16 protein-coding genes and 1 riboswitch are annotated in these 17291 nt (G+C 71.5%); of the genes, 9 read left to right on the forward strand and 7 right to left on the reverse strand.

What is annotated here, in order from left to right; genetic code table 11:
- The first annotated feature begins 55 nt into the window (after positions 1–55).
- Positions 56–1000, forward strand: a complete 945-nt coding sequence (locus ACFYW5_RS18640) for a carbohydrate-binding protein (protein ID WP_389418096.1) — start codon at positions 56–58, stop codon at positions 998–1000.
- On the opposite strand, the gene ACFYW5_RS18645 is transcribed toward ACFYW5_RS18640, so the two are convergent.
- The 3 genes from ACFYW5_RS18645 to ACFYW5_RS18655 form a co-directional block, all read right to left on the reverse strand.
- Positions 997–1917 carry a 1-phosphofructokinase family hexose kinase gene (locus ACFYW5_RS18645; protein WP_389418097.1) on the reverse strand — a complete coding sequence of 307 codons (921 nt, stop codon included), beginning with the start codon at positions 1915–1917 and terminating at the stop codon, positions 997–999. The two genes, ACFYW5_RS18640 and ACFYW5_RS18645, sit on opposite strands and share 4 nt — an antisense overlap.
- Before the next feature lie 114 nt (positions 1918–2031).
- Positions 2032–3165 (reverse strand): N-acetylglucosamine-6-phosphate deacetylase, encoded by a 1134-nt coding sequence (nagA, locus tag ACFYW5_RS18650; protein ID WP_389418426.1) that lies wholly within the window; start codon positions 3163–3165, stop codon positions 2032–2034.
- Positions 3166–3245: 80 nt separating this feature from the next.
- A complete protein-coding gene (locus ACFYW5_RS18655; protein WP_389418098.1) occupies positions 3246–4190 on the reverse strand; it encodes an ROK family protein in 945 nt (314 codons plus the stop codon).
- 127 nt (positions 4191–4317) lie between these two features.
- Between ACFYW5_RS18655 and ACFYW5_RS18660 the strand changes: the two genes are divergently transcribed.
- From ACFYW5_RS18660 to otsB, 3 genes are read left to right on the forward strand one after another with little or no spacing between them, the layout of a single operon-like run.
- Positions 4318–5565: an ABC transporter substrate-binding protein gene (locus ACFYW5_RS18660; RefSeq protein WP_389418099.1), complete on the forward strand. Its 1248-nt coding sequence runs from the start codon at positions 4318–4320 to the stop codon at positions 5563–5565.
- 35 nt (positions 5566–5600) lie between these two features.
- Positions 5601–5834, forward strand: coding sequence for a DUF3263 domain-containing protein (locus tag ACFYW5_RS18665; protein WP_389418100.1), 234 nt, complete (start codon positions 5601–5603; stop codon positions 5832–5834).
- A gap of 43 nt (positions 5835–5877) precedes the next feature.
- Positions 5878–6732 carry a trehalose-phosphatase gene (gene otsB / locus ACFYW5_RS18670; protein ID WP_389418101.1) on the forward strand — a complete coding sequence of 285 codons (855 nt, stop codon included), beginning with the start codon at positions 5878–5880 and terminating at the stop codon, positions 6730–6732.
- Between the two features lie 10 nt (positions 6733–6742).
- Here otsB and ACFYW5_RS18675 read toward each other — a convergent pair whose 3' ends face one another.
- Together ACFYW5_RS18675 and ACFYW5_RS18680 are read right to left on the reverse strand one after the other, a co-directional pair.
- Positions 6743–8131, reverse strand: a complete 1389-nt coding sequence (locus tag ACFYW5_RS18675) for a trehalose-6-phosphate synthase (protein WP_389418102.1) — start codon at positions 8129–8131, stop codon at positions 6743–6745.
- Between the two features lie 62 nt (positions 8132–8193).
- Positions 8194–9138 carry a glucosyl-3-phosphoglycerate synthase gene (locus ACFYW5_RS18680; RefSeq protein ID WP_389418103.1) on the reverse strand — a complete coding sequence of 315 codons (945 nt, stop codon included), beginning with the start codon at positions 9136–9138 and terminating at the stop codon, positions 8194–8196.
- 150 nt (positions 9139–9288) lie between these two features.
- Positions 9289–9427: riboswitch (SAM riboswitch) on the forward strand.
- Positions 9428–9445: 18 nt separating this feature from the next.
- On the opposite strand from ACFYW5_RS18680, the gene thrC reads away from it, so the two are divergent.
- The 5 genes from thrC to ACFYW5_RS18705 all read left to right on the forward strand — a co-directional run bounded on the left by thrC (position 9446) and on the right by ACFYW5_RS18705 (position 14932).
- On the forward strand, positions 9446–10732 hold the full coding sequence (gene thrC, locus ACFYW5_RS18685) for a threonine synthase (protein WP_389418104.1): 1287 nt from the start codon (positions 9446–9448) through the stop codon (positions 10730–10732).
- Complete coding sequence (locus tag ACFYW5_RS18690) at positions 10729–11004, forward strand: MoaD/ThiS family protein (protein WP_389418106.1); 276 nt, start codon at positions 10729–10731, stop codon at positions 11002–11004. The genes thrC and ACFYW5_RS18690 overlap by 4 nt, the downstream gene beginning before the upstream one ends.
- 430 nt (positions 11005–11434) lie before the next feature.
- Positions 11435–11638, forward strand: a complete 204-nt coding sequence (locus ACFYW5_RS18695) for a cold-shock protein (RefSeq protein ID WP_010035953.1) — start codon at positions 11435–11437, stop codon at positions 11636–11638.
- A gap of 340 nt (positions 11639–11978) precedes the next feature.
- Entirely contained in the window at positions 11979–13601 is a 1623-nt protein-coding gene (groL, locus tag ACFYW5_RS18700) for a chaperonin GroEL (RefSeq protein WP_250071891.1), read from the forward strand.
- Between the two features lie 200 nt (positions 13602–13801).
- Positions 13802–14932, forward strand: coding sequence for an NADH:flavin oxidoreductase (locus ACFYW5_RS18705; protein WP_389418107.1), 1131 nt, complete (start codon positions 13802–13804; stop codon positions 14930–14932).
- Between the two features lie 3 nt (positions 14933–14935).
- Here ACFYW5_RS18705 and ACFYW5_RS18710 read toward each other — a convergent pair whose 3' ends face one another.
- Together ACFYW5_RS18710 and murQ are read right to left on the reverse strand one after the other, a co-directional pair.
- On the reverse strand, positions 14936–16312 hold the full coding sequence (locus ACFYW5_RS18710) for a PTS transporter subunit EIIC (RefSeq protein ID WP_389418108.1): 1377 nt from the start codon (positions 16310–16312) through the stop codon (positions 14936–14938).
- Between the two features lie 15 nt (positions 16313–16327).
- Complete coding sequence (gene murQ, locus ACFYW5_RS18715; protein WP_389418109.1) at positions 16328–17263, reverse strand: N-acetylmuramic acid 6-phosphate etherase; 936 nt, start codon at positions 17261–17263, stop codon at positions 16328–16330.
- Positions 17264–17291 lie beyond the last annotated feature (28 nt).

Raw genomic sequence — 17291 nt, forward strand, 5'->3', positions numbered from 1 at the left:
TCGCCCTTCGCTACACGTACCGCATCCGCCCCGCACCTGGTGAGGAGACCAAGGGATGACGTCCGGCAACAACGGCGCCACTACGCCCGAGGACGACGACCCGTTCGGCTACCTCTACGCCGACGGGCAGGCCAACGGCGCCCAGCCACCGTCCGGTGGCTACGGCTACCCGAACTCGGTGAACCGGGTGCGCTCGGTGGGCCAGCGGCAGTACGGCCAGCAGACGGCGGCACCCTACGCACACGTGCCGCAGCAGCAGGGCGGGTACGCCCAGCCGAACGCGCACTACTCGGCCCCCGAGACCTTCCCGGGCGGCGCCCCGACCACCCAGCAGCAGATGGCCTCCTACAGCGACGGCATCGGCGGCGGCCGCGGCCGGGGGCCGAACACCAGAGGGCTGCTGATCGGCGCGATCGCGGTGGTCGCCGCGGTCGTCATCGGTATCGCGGTGGCGATGGCGGGCGGCGAAGGCGACGACGACGGCGGCAACCAGGCCGACTCCACGCCGACCCAGTCCCAGAGCACGGACCCGAGCCCGTCGGCCAGCAGCAGCGCCGAGGAGAAGGAAGAGATCAAGCCGGTCGACGGCAAGTCGCTGCGCCTCGGCGGCACGGCCGCGATCGCCTCGGACGTCCAGGGCGCCCAGTCCTCCGGCGGCTTCTACGTCGGCAACCTCAACCAGGTCGGCAACTCGGTCACCTGGACCGTGGACGGCATCCCCGCGGACGGCGACTACACGCTGTTCGCGCGCTACAGCGCGGCCGGCGAGAACCAGTCGATGACGCTGACGGTCAACGGCAAGCCGTTCGGCTCCAAGCTGCGCATGGACAACTTCGCGAACGCCGCCGACGGCGACTTCGCCAAGGGCTGGACCACCACGTACGCCTACCCGACCCTCAACAAGGGCACCAACACCATCTCGGTGTCCTGCGCCGAGGGCGACAAGTGCAACGTCCTGCTGGACCAGCTGTGGCTGAAGTCCGGGCAGGTCAAGGGCTAGGCCTCACCCGTCACGGCCACCCGGCCCAGCAGTTCCTCGTAGGTCCGCCGGTCGAACTCCCCGGCCACCGGTGACAGCACGCTCGCCGCGGACAGGGCCGCCGCGCGGGCCAGCCGGTCCGGCCAGGGGACACCTTCGACCAGGCCCGACAGCAGGCCCGCGACCGCCGCGTCGCCCGCGCCGGTCGGGTTGCCGCGCAGCGGTGCGGGCGGGACGGCCCGCCAGCGGCCCCCCGGGGTGTGGGCGAGCAGACCGCCGGCGCCCAGCGAGGCGACCACCGTGCGGGCGCCGCGGCGGCGGGCGTCCCGCGTGGCGCGCAACGGCTCGTGGGAGCCGGTCAGCTCGGCCAGCTCGTCGGCGTTGGGCTTGATGACATCCGGGCGGGCGGCGACGGCCCGGCGCAGGGGTTCGCCGCTGGTGTCCAGCAGCACCGGGACGCCCGCGGCGCGTGCCGCGCGGACCAGGCTCGCGTAGGCGCCGACCGGGAGGCCCGGCGGGAGGCTGCCGCAGAGGGCCACCGCGTCCGCCGACGCGAGCAGAGTGTCGTAAAACTCCTGGAAGGCGGACCACTCGGCCGGGGTGACGACCGGGCCCGGCTCGTTGAGCTGGGTGGTGTCGCCGGTGCGGCCGTCGACGACCGCGATCGTGCGGCGGGTCGTACCGGCGAGCGGGACGAGGGCGTCGCGCACCCCGGTACCGTCGGTGAGCAGGTCGCGTACGACCCCGCCCGTCGCGCCGCCCGTGAAGCCGGTGGCGGTCACCTCGTGGCCGAGGGCCGCCAGCACCCGCGCCACGTTCAGGCCCTTGCCGCCGGGGCGTTCGAGGACCTCGGAGACGCGGTGGGAGGCGTGCGGGCGCAACGCCGCTACGCGGTACGTGATGTCGAGAGCGGTGTTCAGCGTGACCGTGAGGATCACCCGGGCCGACCTCCCCGGGTCAGTGGTGCCGTCTGTTCCGGTCCTGATCATGCCAAAGACAGAGCGGCCGTCCCAGCCCTCGGAACGGCCGCCGTCGCACAGGTGCCGGACGGATCAGCCCAGTTGGGGATCGATTACCCATGCGCCCCGGCGCAGCACGCCCTTCACCTCGTAGGCGTCGTCCAGAAGCACCAGGTCGGCGTACTTGCCCGGCTCCAGCGAGCCGATCGTGTCGGACATCCCCAGCAGCCGGGCCGGGTTGGTGGACAGGGCCTTCACCACGTCCTCCACGGGCAGCTTGTCGACCGTCACCGCGCGCTTGAAGGCACGGTCCAGGGTGAGGGTCGAGCCGGCGATCGAGCCGCCCTCCACCAGCCGGGCGACGCCGTCGGCGACCTCCACCTCCAGCGGGCCGAGCATGTACCGGCCGTCGCCGAAGCCGGCCGCGTCCATCGCGTCGGTGATGAACGCCACCCGGTCCGCGCCCGCGTGACGGAACGCCAGCTGCAGGGAGGCGGGGTGCAGATGCGTACCGTCGTTGATCAGCTCGACGGTGATCCGGTCGTCCTCCAGGAGGGCCGCGATCGGTCCCGGGGCGCGGTGGCCGAGGGCGGGCATCGCGTTGAAGAGGTGCGTCGCCACGGTGGCGCCCGCGTCGATCGCCTCGACCGTCTGCTCGTACGTCGCGTCCGTGTGGCCGATCGCCGCGATGACGCCGTGCTCGGCGAGCAGGCGTACGGAGTCGATGCCGCCGGGCAGTTCGGTGGCGAGGGTGACCATCCTGGCCTTGCCGCGCGCGGCGTCGATCAGCTTGCGCACCTCGGCCGGGTCCGGGTCGCGCAGCAGCTCCTCGGAGTGCGCGCCCTTGCGGCACGGGGAGATGAACGGGCCCTCGAAGTGGATCCCGGCGATGTCGCCCTGCTCGGCCAGCTCGGAGAGGAATCCCGCGCGCTGGGCGAGGAAGTCCATGTCACCGGTGACCGTGGAGGCGACGAGGGTGGTGGTGCCGTGGCGGCGGTGGGTGTCGATGCCGCGGAGGACTTCGTCGACGGTGCCCGAGGTGAAGGAGGCTCCGCCTCCGCCGTGGTTGTGGAGGTCTACGAAGCCGGGGACCAGGTAATGGCCGGTTACGTCGATGACCTGGGCGTTCTCTTGCGCGGTCGCGGCGATTCGGTCGCCCTCGATGATCACTTGGCCGTTGTCGATCACTCCTGTGGGGAGTGCTACGTGGGCTCCCTTGAGGACCATCTGCGGGCCGGTGGGGGCTGAGCGCGCCCCGCGGCGGAGCCGCAATTGAGCACTGTCCCGCGCCCCTGAGGGGGTTGCCATCAGGTGGGTTCCTCCTGGATCCGAGTTGTAGTAGTCAGCAGGTCCCAGGCCAGGAGGCCCGCGCCCAGACAGCCCGCCGTGTCCCCCAGAGCCGCCGGGACGATCTCCGGCACCTTCTGGAAGGTGACCCTGCGCCGGACGGCGTCCCGCAGGGGTGTGAACAAGGTTTCCCCCGCCTCGGCGAGGCCGCCACCGATGATCAGCGTGCGCGGGTCCAGCAGGGTGAGGGCGGTGACCAGGCCGTCGGCCAGGGCGTCCACGGCCTCCTGCCAGACACGCACGGCGTTCGGGTCACCGGACGCGACGGCCTTGGCGCAGTCGGCCGCGTCCGCGTCCGGGTTCCCGTCCGCCCTCGCCCAGGCCTCGCTCACCGCGGCCGCGGAGGCGAACCGTTCCAGGCAGCCGCGCTGTCCGCAGGGGCAGGGAGCGCCTCCGGGGCGTACGACGACATGGCCGATCTCGCCCGCGAACCCGTGCGCCCCGGCCTCCACCCGCCCGTCCACCCCGATCGCGCCCGCGATGCCGGTGCCGAGCGCCACGAACAGGAACCGGTCGGTGCCCCGGCCCGCGCCGACCCGGCCCTCGGCGAGGCCGCCGGTGCGTACGTCGTGACCGAGGGCGGCCGGGACGCCGAGCCGGGTGGTGATCAGCTCGCGCAGGGGTACGTCGCGCCAGCCGAGGTTGGCCGAGTAGGCGGCGATGCCGGCCGCCTCGTCGACGATGCCGGGGACGGCGACACCGGCCGCGGCGGCGGGCTCGCCGAATGTCTCGGCGCCGTGCGCGCGCAGCTCGGCGGCGAAGTCGAGGATGCCCGCCACGACCGAGTCGGGGCCGCGCTCGCGTCCGGTCGGCCGACGGGCCTGGTGCAGCAGAGCGCCGTCCGCCCCGACCAGGGCGGCCTTCATCCCGGTGCCGCCCACGTCGAGGGCGATGACATGTCTCACGGGGACAGTGTGGCCCGTCGACCCGGGAGAGGTCTAGTCCACTCACGTGGTGTAGACCTTATGGCGTCGGGTCGAAAGTTTTCGCAGGGTTGGGGCTGGAAGAGCAGTGCAGCGGCGTGGGGCAGGAATGATCGCGGTGGTGTCCGCACTGGGCATGACGGCGGTGCTGGGCGGCTGCGGCCTGACCGGAGGGTCGGACGAGGTCACGCTGCGGCTGGTCGCCGCCGACTACGGCGACAGCGCGGCGAACAGCTCCCGGAAGTACTGGGCCTCGCTGGTCGAGGAGTACGAGAAGACCCACCCGGACGTGAACATCGAGGTCAGCGTCTACTCCTGGACCGAGGTCGACCGCAAGGTCAGGGAGCTCGTGGACGCCGGGAAGGCACCTGACCTGGCGCAGATCGGGGCCTACGCGGACTACGCCAAGGCCGGAAAGCTGTACACCGCCAGCGAGCTGCTCTCCATCACCACCCAGGCCGACTTCCTCACGCAGCTGGCCGCCGCGGGCGCGGTCAACGGCACCCAGTACGGCATGCCGTTCGCCTCCTCCACGCGTCTGCTCTTCTACAACAAGTCCCTCTTCGAGCGGGCCGGCATCACTCCCCCCGAGACCTGGCAGGAGCTCGCCGCCGACGCCGAGGCGCTGAAGGCGGACGGGGTGAAGTACCCGTACGCCCTGCCGCTCGGACCCGAGGAGGCGCAGGCGGAGACCATGCAGTGGCTGCTCAGCGGGGGCGGCGGTTACACCGACACCGACGCCGGTACCTACGGCATCGACTCCGCGGAGAACATCCAGACCTTCGGCTGGCTGAAGGACGAACTGGTCGACAAGGAGCTGACGGGACCGGTCGCGCCCGCCTCGCTCAACCGCGCCGACGCCTTCGAGGCGTTCACGGACGGCGACGTCGGCATGCTCAACGGGCATCCCTCGCTGATGAAGGCGGCCGCCGCGAAGGGCGTGGAGTTCGGCATGGTGCCGATGCCCGGCGAGGACGGGCCGAGCAAGGTCTCCATGGGCGTGGCCGACTGGATGATGGCGTTCAAGCAGAACGGCCACGCCAAGGAGACCGGCGACTTCCTCGACTTCGTCTACGACGAGAAGAACGTGCTCGCCTTCTCCCGCGAGTACGACCTGCTGCCCGTGACCAACTCGGTCTGGGACACCATGAGCGCCGCGGAGCAGGACGCCGGTCTCCGGCCCTTCCTCAAGGCCCTGCCCACCTCCGAGCTCTACCCGGTGGGCCGTACCTCCTGGGCCGCGGTCAGCGCGGCGGTGAAGGAGAAGATCGGCACCGCGGTCGCCCCCGGCGGCAGCCCCGCCACGGTGCTGCGCCGGCTGCAGGTGACGGCGGTGGCGGAGGAGAGCGCGGAGTAGCCGGACTGTCGGTGGCGGGGGTTACGGTGCCAGGTATGGCACCGGACCCGCTGAACCCCAGGGAACAGTCCATCCTCGCCCTGGAACGCCGCGGCTTTTCCGGCCCGGGCGCCAAGGAGCGCGCGATACGCGAGGAACTGGGCCTGGCCCCCGTCCGCTACTACCAGCTCCTCAACGCCCTCCTGGACGACGAGCGGGCCCTCGCGCACGACCCGGTGACGGTGAACCGGCTGCGCAGGGTGCGCGAGTCACGGCGAGCGGAGCGGTGAGGCCCTGCTGACCGGCGAGGGCGGAGCTGGATAGGGTCGCCGTATGGGCAGCCACACCGAATCGACCTCCCTGCCGACCCCGGTCACCCCCGCCGGCCGGGCCGGCCTCGACGCGATCCTCGCCGAACCCGCGCGGGCGGTGATCGCCATCGACTTCGACGGGACCCTCGCGCCGATCGTGCCGGACCCCGAACAGGCACGGGCGCATCCGGACGCGGTGGGCGCGCTCGCCGCGCTCGCGCCGAAGGTGGCCGCCGTCGCCGTGGTCACCGGCCGGCCCGCCGGAGTCGCGGTCCGCCACGGCGGCTTCGCCGGGGTGCCGGGCCTGGAGCGTCTCGTCGTCCTCGGCCACTACGGCGCCGAGCGCTGGGACGCCGTCACCGGCACCGTCAACGCCCCCGCCCCCCACCCCGGGGTCGCCGCCGTCCGCGCGGAGCTGCCCGGATTCCTCGACGGGGTCGGCGCCTGGCGCGGCACCTGGATCGAGGAGAAGGGCAGCGCGGTCGCCGTGCACACCCGCCGGGCCGGTGATCCGCAGGCCGCCTTCGAGGCCCTGCGCGAGCCCCTCGCCGAGCTGGCCGCCCGGCACGGCCTGATCGTCGAACCGGGCCGGCTCGTCCTGGAACTGCGTCCGCCCGGCATGGACAAGGGCGTCGCCCTCCTCGGCTACGTCCGCGAGACCGACGCCACCTCGGTCCTCTTCGCCGGCGACGACCTGGGCGACCTGCCCGCCTACGCGGCCGTCGACAAACTCCGCGCCGACGGCACCCCCGGCCTGCTGGTGTGCAGCAGGGGCACCGAGCAGGTCCCGGAGCTCCAGGAGAAGGCCGACCTGGTGGTCCCGGGCCCCGCGGGAGTGGTGGCGCTACTGAGCGAGCTGGCGGCGCACCTGCGGTGAGCCGGCGGGATCAGCCGGTCAGCGCCCGCAGCTGGGACATGAACCACTGCGCGGGGGGCAGGGCCGTGGCCGCCGCGGCCAGCCGCTTGGAGCGGTCGGCCCGCTCGTGCGGCGGCATCGTCAGGGCCTCGTGCAGGGCGCGCGCGGTGTCCAGGACGTCGTACGGGTTCACCACGATCGCGTGCTCGCCGAGCTCCTCGTACGCACCCGCCTCCCGCGACAGCACCAGCGCGCATCCCTCGTCGGAGACGACCGGCACCTCCTTCGCGACCAGGTTCATGCCGTCCCGGATGGGGTTGACCAGGGCCACGTCGGCGAGCCGGTACGCGGCGAGGGAGCGCGCGAAGTCGTCCTTGACGTGCAGCACGACCGGAGTCCAGCCCGGGGTGCCGTACCGGGCGTTGATCTCGTCGGCGACCCGCTGCACCTCGGCCGTGTACTCCCGGTAGACGGCGAGGTCCTGCCGGGAGGGGTAGGCGAAGGCCACGTGCACGACCCGCTCGCGCCACTCGGGGTGGTCGTCGAGGAGCTGCCGGTAGGCCAGCAGCCCGCGCACGATGTTCTTCGACAGCTCGGTCCGGTCCACCCGGACGATCGTCCGGCGGCCCTCCCCGATCTCCGCGCGCAGCGCCGTCATCCGCTCCTCGACGTCCGCCTCGTGCGACCGGCGGCGCAGGAAGTCCGCGTCCGCCCCCAGCCCGTGCACCCCGACCTCGGTGTCCCCGAGCCCGCCCACCAGCTGCGTGCAGCACGCGGTGAACGCGTCCGCCCAGCGCTGGGTGAGGAAGCCGAGCCGGTCGGCGCCGAGCATGCCCTCCAGCACCTCGCGCGCCACCCGGTCGGGCAGCATGCGGAAGTAGTCCACCGGGGCCCACGGGGTGTGCGAGAAGTGGCTGATGCGCAGGTCGGGGCGGAGCTTGCGCAGCAGCCCCGGCACCAGCGTCAGGTGGTAGTCCTGCACCAGGACCGCCGCACCCTCGGCCGCCTCGTCGGCCAGCGCCTCGGCGAAGGCCCGGTTGAAGCGGACGTAGTTCTCCCACTGCCGCCAGAACGCGGAGTCGAAGGTGGGCTCCAGCGGGGTCTGGTAGAGCATGTGGTGGACGAACCAGAGCACGGAGTTGGCGACGCCGTTGTACGCGTCCGCGTGCACCTCGGCCGGTACGGCGAGCATCCGCACGCCGTCCTCGCCCACCCCGCGCCGCACCGCCTCGCGGTCGCCGTCGGACAGCGCGGAGCACACCCACAGGGCACCGGCGTCCGGGCCGATGGCCGAGAGGCCCGACACCAGTCCGCCGCCCCCGCGCTTGGTGCGCAACGAGCCGTCTTCCTGCACTTCATAGGAGACCGGGCCGCGGTTCGACGCGACCAGCACCTGAGCGGCGCCGTACATGGAAGCCATGTGCTCCAACCTAGCCCGTGCCGTAAACGCTCAAACGTGCGATGCGCCGCGTGCGGCGTGGGTTACGCCACCTTGCGGGACGCGTACTCCGCTATCTCCGCCATCGGCGGCCGCTCCTCGGTGTCCACCGAGTACGTCCGCGGCTCGAAACCGTCCTCGCCGCGCTCGAACTGGGTGAGCGCGGGGCGGATGAGGTGTCCGCGGGCCAGCCGGAGCTGGGCCGTGCGGTAGATCGCGGCGGACATCCGGCCGAGCGCCCGGCCGTCCTGGTGCCGGTGCTTGCGCACCCCGACGTCGACCTGGGCCAGCGCGTCGAGGCCGGCCAGGTGCAGCGCGTCGACCAGCATGCCGAGCTCCACGCCGTAGCCGACGGGGAAGGGGAGCTGTTCCAGCAGGGAGCGGCGGGCCGCGTACTCCCCGCCGAGCGGCTGCACGAAGCCGGCGAGCTGCGGCCAGTGCATGTTCAGCAGCGGGCGGGCCATCAGCTCGGTGACCCGGCCGCCCTGGCCCGCCGCCTGCCCGAGCGGGCGGTCGTACATCGCCTTGACGAGGTCCACCCCGGGGTCGGTGAGCAGCGGGCCGACGATGCCGGAGACGAAGTCCGAGGAGAACTCCTTCAGGTCCGCGTCGATGAAGCAGACGATGTCGCCGCGGGTGACCAGCAGCGAGCGCCAGAGCACCTCGCCCTTGCCGGGCACGGCGGGCAGCCGCGGCAGGATCGCGTCCCGGTGCACGACCGTCGCCCCGGCCGCCGCGGCGACCTCGGCGGTGCGGTCGGTGGACCCGGAGTCGACGACGACGATCTCGTCGACCAGCGGGACCTGGTGCATCAGGTCGTGCCGGATGACGGCGACGATGTCACCGACCGTCTCCTCCTCGTCGAGCGCGGGCAGCACGACGGAGACGGACTGGCCCGAGCTGCGCTTCGCGGCCATGATCTGGTGGAGCGGGCGATCGGTCACCGACCAGGAGCGGGTGCTCAGCCAGCGCTCGACTTCTTCCAGCACGTAGGCGGCTCCTTCGCTTGTGATCCGCTGTTTGTGATCCATCTCGCCGTTCGGACGACTATCTCAACTGTCCCGGTCGTCGGTTACAGTCTTGAACAACGCGGGTGACCATCGCATGTCCTGGCCGGCCCGGCGTTCACAACTTCATACCGCTCATCCAGAGGGGCAGAGGGATACGGCCCGATGAAGCCCCGGCAACCCTCCAGCCGGTCTCGTTCACGCGAGGCTCCCGGCTAGGGAAGGTGCCAAATCCGTCTCACGGCGAGATGCGTCGTGAGGAAGATGAGGAGAAAGGGCCTCGCCTCACATGGCTGTGCAGACTGTCGCAAGCACCGGGAACACCACTGTCGATCTCGGTCCCGCCGCCGCCCTGAGCTGCCGGGAGTGCGGACACCGCGTCCCGCTCGGCCCGGTCTTCGCGTGCGAGGAGTGTTTCGGCCCGCTGGAGATCGCCTACGACTTCTCGGCGTACGACACCGAGGAACTCCGCAAGCGCATCGAAGCGGGACCCGCGAACATCTGGCGTTACGCGCCCCTGCTGCCCGTCCCCTCGGACGTGGCCGGCAAGCCCAACCTCAACCCCGGCTGGACCGCGCTCGTCAAGGCCGACAACCTGGCCCGCGAGCTCGGCGTGACCGGCGGCCTGTATGTGAAGGACGACTCCGGCAACCCGACGCACTCCTTCAAGGACCGGGTCGTCGCCCAGGCCCTGGAGGCCGCCCGGGCCTTCGGCTTCACCACGCTCTCCTGCTCGTCGACGGGCAACCTGGCCGGTGCCGTCGGCGCCGCCGCGGCCCGCGCCGGCCTCCGTTCCTGCGTGTTCATCCCGCACGACCTGGAGCAGGGCAAGGTCGTGATGGCCGCGGTGTACGGCGGCGAGCTGGTCGGCATCGAGGGCAACTACGACGACGTGAACCGCTTCTGCTCCGAGCTGATCGGCGACCCGGCCGGCGAGGGCTGGGGCTTCGTCAACGTCAACCTGCGGCCGTACTACGCGGAGGGTTCCAAGACCCTGGCGTACGAGATCTGCGAGCAGCTCGGCTGGCGGCTCCCGGACCAGATCGTCGTGCCGATCGCGTCCGGCTCGCAGCTGACGAAGATCGACAAGGGGCTGCAGGAGCTGATCAAGCTCGGGCTCGTCGAGGACAGGCCGTACAAGATCTTCGGCGCGCAGGCCGAGGGGTGCTCGCCGGTGTCGGTGGCCTACAAGGCGGGCCACGACGTGGTCCGGCCGCAGAAGCCGAACACCATCGCCAAGTCGCTGGCCATCGGCAACCCGGCCGACGGGCCCTACGTCCTGGACATCGCCCGGCGCACCGGCGGCGCGGTGGAGGACGTGACGGACGAGCAGGTGGTCGACGCGATCAAGCTGCTGGCCCGGACCGAGGGGATCTTCGCGGAGACGGCGGGTGGCGTGACGGTGGGCGTGACGCGCAAGCTGATCGAGAACGGCCTGCTCGACCCCACCAAGACGACGGTCGTCCTCAACACCGGCGACGGCCTCAAGACCCTCGACGCGGTGGCCGGCACCGGCCTCACCGCGACGATCCGCCCGAACCTCGACTCCTTCCGAGAGGCTGGCCTCGACTCATGAGCGTCAAAGTCCGCATCCCCACCATCCTGCGCACCTACACCGGTGGTGCCGCCGAGGTGACGGCCGAGGGTGGCACCCTCGCCGAGGTCATCGCCGACCTGGAGAAGAACCACACCGGAATCGCCGCCCGGGTCCTGGACGACCAGGGCAAGCTGCGCCGGTTCGTGAATGTGTACGTCAATGACGACGACGTCCGCTTCGAGCAGGGCCTGCAGACGGCGATCCCCGACGGCGCCGGAGTTTCCATCATTCCGGCGGTGGCCGGCGGCTGATCGTTACCGTCGGTAAGGCGTATCACTCTGAGTTCATCGAATTGCCCTCTCCGTAAGACAAACGGAGGGGGCAATTCTGCTTGGTTGAGCGCGGTACAGTTGGGGAACCCGCCCCACTTCGCATGCCGGGCGCATATGAGTCCTGAAGCCCTATGCGACGAGAAGTAGCCAAAGTGTGCGCGCCTTTTGCGTCATCTGCTCCTTTTATGGGGCCCGACTTGCCCTGAGTTCGGGCGAATTCTCACTACATTCCGGACTGTGCGCGTCCAGAATTCTCGTCCGATTGACCTGTTGCAGACGGCAGTTGGACAGATACATTCAGCCGCGGTCGACGCGTTCCGGCGCACGCCCCCAAACCGTGGGGGGTGAGGTCTGACCCGGATCCGCGAAGTGCGGATCTGTGCAAGGGCCAGTAATAGGGGAGTTAGGCATGGCTCAGGGCACCGTCAAGTGGTTCAACGCGGAGAAGGGGTACGGCTTCATCGCGGTCGACGGTGGTGCGGATGTTTTCGTCCACTACAGCGCGATCCAGATGGACGGGTACCGCACCCTGGAAGAGGGCCAGCGGGTCGAGTTCGAGATCTCGCAGGGCCAGAAGGGCCCGCAGGCCGACATGGTTCGCGTATCTGCCTGAACGCGCGACCAACGAACCGCAAGCTACGTCTTCCGCTGAAGGGCTCGCACCAAGGGGACCAACCCCCCGGGTGCGAGCCCTTCCGTGTGCCCGGCGGACCGGACGGCAACCGCATGAGAACCGCACGCAGGGGCCCGAAACCCGAGAGCCGCTTGCACTCGCCTACCCCGAGTGCTAATCATTGGCGTTAGCACTCTGAAGGTGAGAGTGACAACGAAGGACCGGGTCGGTGAGGCCCGCAGGCCAGGTGGGGCAAGGAACCACAGGCCGGCGAGCCGTCCGTCGCGGGCGCGGGCGCGGTCCGAAGGAATCACCCCCAGTCCTGGAGGGACCACTTCACATGGCCAAGATCATCGCGTTCGACGAGGAGGCGCGGCGCGGCCTCGAGCGCGGCATGAACCAGCTCGCGGACGCCGTGAAGGTGACGCTCGGCCCCAAGGGCCGCAACGTCGTCCTCGAGAAGAAGTGGGGCGCCCCCACGATCACCAACGACGGTGTCTCCATCGCCAAGGAGATCGAGCTCGAGGACCCGTACGAGAAGATCGGCGCCGAGCTGGTCAAGGAAGTCGCCAAGAAGACGGACGACGTCGCCGGTGACGGTACGACCACGGCGACCGTTCTCGCCCAGGCGCTGGTCCGCGAGGGCCTGCGCAACGTCGCCGCCGGTGCCAACCCGATGGCCCTGAAGCGCGGTATCGAGAAGGCCGTCGAGGCCGTCTCCGCCGCCCTGCTGGAGCAGGCGAAGGACGTCGAGACCAAGGAGCAGATCGCCTCCACGGCCTCCATCTCCGCCGCCGACACCCAGATCGGCGAGCTCATCGCCGAGGCCATGGACAAGGTCGGCAAGGAAGGCGTCATCACCGTCGAGGAGTCCCAGACCTTCGGTCTGGAGCTGGAGCTCACCGAGGGTATGCGCTTCGACAAGGGCTACATCTCGGCGTACTTCGCCACCGACATGGAGCGTATGGAGGCCGTCCTCGACGACCCGTACATCCTGATCGCCAACTCCAAGATCTCCTCGGTCAAGGACCTGCTCCCGCTGCTGGAGAAGGTCATGCAGTCGGGCAAGCCGCTGCTGATCATCGCCGAGGACGTCGAGGGCGAGGCCCTGTCGACCCTGGTCGTCAACAAGATCCGCGGCACCTTCAAGTCCGTCGCCGTCAAGGCCCCGGGCTTCGGCGACCGCCGCAAGGCGATGCTGAACGACATCGCCATCCTCACCGGCGGCGAGGTCATCTCCGAGGAGGTCGGTCTCAAGCTCGAGAACACCTCCCTGGACCTCCTGGGCAAGGCCCGCAAGGTCGTCATCACCAAGGACGAGACCACGATCGTCGACGGTTCCGGCTCCTCGGAGCAGGTCCAGGGCCGGGTCAACCAGATCCGCGCCGAGATCGAGAACAGCGACTCGGACTACGACCGCGAGAAGCTGCAGGAGCGTCTGGCGAAGCTGGCCGGCGGCGTGGCCGTCATCAAGGCCGGTGCCGCCACCGAGGTGGAGCTCAAGGAGCGCAAGCACCGCATCGAGGACGCCGTGCGCAACGCCAAGGCGGCCGTCGAGGAGGGCATCGTCGCCGGTGGTGGCGTGGCCCTGCTGCAGGCCTCCTCGGTCTTCGAGAAGCTCGACCTCTCGGGCGACGAGGCGACCGGCGCCAACGCCGTGAAGCTCGCGCTGGAGGCCCCGCTCAAGCAGATCGCCGTCAACGGCGGTCTCGAGGGCGGCGTCATCGTCGAGAAGGTGCGCAACCTGCCCGTCGGCCACGGCCTGAACGCCGCGACCGGTGAGTACGTCGACATGATCGCCGAGGGCATCATCGACCCGGCGAAGGTGACGCGTTCCGCGCTGCAGAACGCCGCCTCCATCGCGGCGCTGTTCCTCACCACCGAGGCCGTCATCGCCGACAAGCCGGAGAAGGCCGCCGCGGCCGCTCCGGGCGGCATGCCGGGCGGTGACATGGACTTCTGATCGACTCCGGTCGGTCGTCGTTCTGCCGAGGGCGGCACTCCCTGTTCGTCAGGGGGTGCCGCCCTCGGGCGTGTTCGTGGGCTGGGTCATACGGTCGTTTCCCCAGCGGGGGAATGGGGGCGGGGGTCCCGGAGGTTGACGCCGAGGTGTGGTAAATGCACGCGCACATACCCGTCGGTACCCCCTCAAGGAGCCCCCACGTGACCGTCGCCCCCTCCGAGGCCGCCTCGCGCGCCGCCGAGATCCTCTCCCGCCCGACCTCGATCAACGGCCTGACCGTGCCCAACCGCATCGTCATGGCGCCGATGACCCGGATGTTCTCGCCGGGCGGTGTCCCGGGCGAGGACGTGGTGTCGTACTACGCCCGCCGGGCCGCCGCCGGTGTCGGTCTGATCGTCACCGAGGGGACGTACGTCGGCCATGACTCGGCCGGGCAGAGCGACCGGGTGCCGCGCTTCCACGGGGCCGAGCAGCTCGCGGGCTGGGCGAAGGTCGCCGACGCGGTGCACGCGGCGGGCGGCACGATCGTTCCGCAGCTGTGGCACATCGGCATGGTCCGCCGCCAGGGCGAGCCGCCGTTCGCGGACGCCCCCGCGGTCGGCCCCTCGGGTCTGCGCATCGGCGCCGACGAGGTCACCGGCAAGGCCATGACCCAGCAGGACCTCGACGACGTCATCGGCGCGTTCGCCGAGGCCGCCGCCGCGGCGGAGCGGATCGGCTTCGACGGCGTCGAGCTGCACGGCGCGCACGGCTATCTGATCGACCAGTTCCTGTGGGCGGGCACCAACCGCCGCACGGATGCCTACGGCGGTGACCCGGTGTCCCGGACCCGGTTCGCCGCGGAGATCGTGGCCGCCGTCCGCGCCGCCGTCTCGCCCGGCTTCCCCGTCATCTTCCGCTACTCGCAGTGGAAGCAGGACGCCTACGACGCCCGCCTCGCCGGGACCCCGGAGGAGCTGGAGGCCATCCTCGCCCCGCTCGCCGCGGCCGGTGTCGACGCCTTCCACGCCTCCACCCGCCGCTACTGGCTCCCCGAGTTCGAGGGATCGGACCTGAATCTGGCGGGCTGGACCAAGAAGCTGACCGGCAGGCCCGCCATCACCGTCGGCTCGGTCGGCCTGAACGGCGACTTCCTCAAGGCGTTCCAGGGCGAGGGGGCCGAGACGGGCTCCCTCGACAACCTCCTGGACCGCCTGGAGCGCGACGAGTTCGACCTGGTGGCCGTCGGCCGCGCCCTGCTCCAGGACCCGCACTGGGCGCGGAAGGTCCTGGCGGGCCGCGTGTCGGAACTGGCCGCGTACGACCCGGCCGCCCTGAAGTCCCTGAGCTGACGCTCACCCCGGGGGCCCGGGAGCTGCGGGAGCTGAAGTCGGATCTGCTGCTGGGCCAGCCACGGCCCGCAGACCGAAGGTGTACGTCGTCAGGAAGCCCACCGCATACCCCGTCAGCAGCCCGCCCGCGTAGATCGCGGCCGTCGGGGCCAGGCCCCTGTTGCCCGCCAGCAGCGGGAACAGCGCCCACCCCGACGGCCCGATCGCCGTCGCGCCCACCCGCTCGCCGAGCATCGCGAACAGCCCGACGAAGGCGCCCCCGGCGGCTCCGCCCACACAGGCGGTGAGGAAGGGGCGGCCGAGCGGCAGGGAGACTCCGTAGATCAGCGGCTCGCCCACGCCCAGCAGCCCGGCCGGGAGCGCCGACCTGATCGTCGTACGCATGGTCGTGTCGTGGCGCAGCCGGACGTACACCGCCGCCGCCGCGCCCACCTGGCCGGCGCCCGCCATGGCGAGCAGCGGGAGGAGGACGGTGTGGCCCTGCTGCTCGATGAGGGTGGCGTGGATCGGGATCAGGGCCTGGTGGAGGCCCAGCATGACCAGGGGGAGGAAGAGGCCGCCGAGGACCAGGCCCGCGAAGGCTCCCGTCGTCGTCAGCAGCCAGGTCGCCGCCGTGCCGATGGCGGTCGAGACCGCGCCGGCGGTGTACATGAGGCCGTAGAGCGTGGCCAGGCCCGCGACGAGGACCGTGAGGGTGGGGGTGAGCAGGACGTCCAGCGTGGGCGGGACCCAGCGGCGGCACCACTTCTCGACGTACACGCCCAGCAGGGCCGCCGCCAGCGCCCCGAGCACTCCGCCCTGCCCCGGTGCCAGGGTCACCCCGAACGCCGTCACCTTCGCCACCCCCGGGTAGACGACGATCGCCGCCACCGCGCCGCCGAGCACCGGGGTGCCGCCGAACTCCTTCGCCGTGTTGTGCCCGACGAAGACCGCGATCAGGGACATGAAGGCGGTGGCGATCACCGACAGGGCCGGGGTCACCCCGGGCAGCCAACGGAGGTTGAGCAGCAGGCCGTTGAGCCCGGCCAGCACCCCGCAGCCGATCAGCGCCGGGATCAGCGGCACGAAGATGTTCGCGACCCGGCGCAGGGCCAGCTTCACCGGGGTCGCGTTGCGCTGCTGCCGCGCCCGCTTCAGCACCAGCGCCTGGAACTCCGGCGTCACCCGCGCCACCACCCCCGGCCCGAGCACGATCTGGTAGGTGTCGTCGTCGACCACCCCGAGGACGCCGGGCACCGCCCGCAGCGCCTCCTCGTCCACCAGGGAGCGGTCGGCCAGGCCCAGCCGGAGCCGGGTCATGCAGTGGGCGACGGAGGTGACGTTCGCGGGGCCGCCGACCAGGGGGAGGATCGCGGCGGCGGTGTCGTACGAGGTGCTCACCCCCCGAGCCTGGGGTCAGCGGACCGCCGCCGCCAGCGCGGCACGCAGATGGCCGCCGGACTCCTCCAGAAGGCGGGCGGCCGTCGGGCCGTCGACCCCGGCGAGGATCGCCAGGACGGCGTTCTTCACCTCGCCGTCGGTGGCGGCGAGCGCCCGCTCGATCTCCTCGTCGCCCGCGCCGGTGGCCAGCGCGACGATCCGGCGGGAGCGGGCCCGCAGCTTGTCGTTGGAGGCGCGGACGTCGACCATCAGGTTCCCGTACGTCTTGCCCAGCCGGATCATCGTGATCGTCGAGATCATGTTGAGGACGAGCTTCTGCGCCGTGCCGGACTTCAGGCGGGTGGAGCCGGTGAGCAGCTCGGGGCCCACCACGATCTCGATGCCGTGTTCGGCGGCGGCCGCGAGCGCGCTGTGCGCGTTGCAGGCCAGGCCGATCGTCAGCGCGCCCAGGGCGCGGGCGTGTTCCACCGCGCCGATCGCGTACGGGGTACGGCCGGAGGCGGAGACGCCGACCACCGTGTCCAGGGGCGTCAGCGTGAGCGCGTCGAGGTCGGCGCGGGCCAGCTCCCCGGAGTCCTCGGCGCCCTCCACGGAGCTCACCATGGCCTCAGGCCCGCCCGCGATCAGGCCGACGACCTGGCCGGGGCCGGTGTTGAAGGTGGGCGGGCACTCGGAGGCGTCGAGCACGCCGAGCCGCCCGGCGGTGCCGGCGCCCGCGTAGACGAGCCGTCCGCCGCGCGCCATCCGCTCCGCCACGGCGTCGACGGCGGCGGCGATCTCGGGGAGCCGAGCGGCGACGGCGGCGGGTACGGAGGCGTCCTCGCCGTTCATCAGGCGGGCGATGTCGAGGGTGGGCAGCCGGTCGATGTCGGCGAGGTCGGGGCGGAACGCCTCGGTGGTGAGGGACTCCAACTCGGCGCGCAGCTCACGGGGGTTGGACGGTGAGGTCATGGGCTCTTTCCACGGACGGAACTGATGA

It is taken from the genome of Streptomyces sp. NPDC002779, from assembly GCF_042888685.1.
Classification (GTDB): domain Bacteria; phylum Actinomycetota; class Actinomycetes; order Streptomycetales; family Streptomycetaceae; genus Streptomyces.

Bases quoted from the DNA above. Each gene is read 5' to 3' on its own strand.
- ACFYW5_RS18695 (WP_010035953.1), top strand. From the start codon at position 11,435: ATGGCTCAGGGCACCGTCAAGTGGTTCAACGCGGAGAAGGGGTACGGC.
- ACFYW5_RS18640 (WP_389418096.1), top strand. From the start codon at position 56: ATGACGTCCGGCAACAACGGCGCCACTACGCCCGAGGACGACGACCCG.
- ACFYW5_RS18690 (WP_389418106.1), top strand. From the start codon at position 10,729: ATGAGCGTCAAAGTCCGCATCCCCACCATCCTGCGCACCTACACCGGT.
- nagA (WP_389418426.1), bottom strand. From the start codon at position 3,165: ATGGTCCTCAAGGGAGCCCACGTAGCACTCCCCACAGGAGTGATCGAC.
- ACFYW5_RS18665 (WP_389418100.1), top strand. From the start codon at position 5,601: ATGGCACCGGACCCGCTGAACCCCAGGGAACAGTCCATCCTCGCCCTG.
- thrC (WP_389418104.1), top strand. From the start codon at position 9,446: ATGGCTGTGCAGACTGTCGCAAGCACCGGGAACACCACTGTCGATCTC.
- otsB (WP_389418101.1), top strand. From the start codon at position 5,878: ATGGGCAGCCACACCGAATCGACCTCCCTGCCGACCCCGGTCACCCCC.
- ACFYW5_RS18660 (WP_389418099.1), top strand. From the start codon at position 4,318: ATGATCGCGGTGGTGTCCGCACTGGGCATGACGGCGGTGCTGGGCGGC.
- groL (WP_250071891.1), top strand. From the start codon at position 11,979: ATGGCCAAGATCATCGCGTTCGACGAGGAGGCGCGGCGCGGCCTCGAG.
- ACFYW5_RS18675 (WP_389418102.1), bottom strand. From the start codon at position 8,131: ATGGCTTCCATGTACGGCGCCGCTCAGGTGCTGGTCGCGTCGAACCGC.
- murQ (WP_389418109.1), bottom strand. From the start codon at position 17,263: ATGACCTCACCGTCCAACCCCCGTGAGCTGCGCGCCGAGTTGGAGTCC.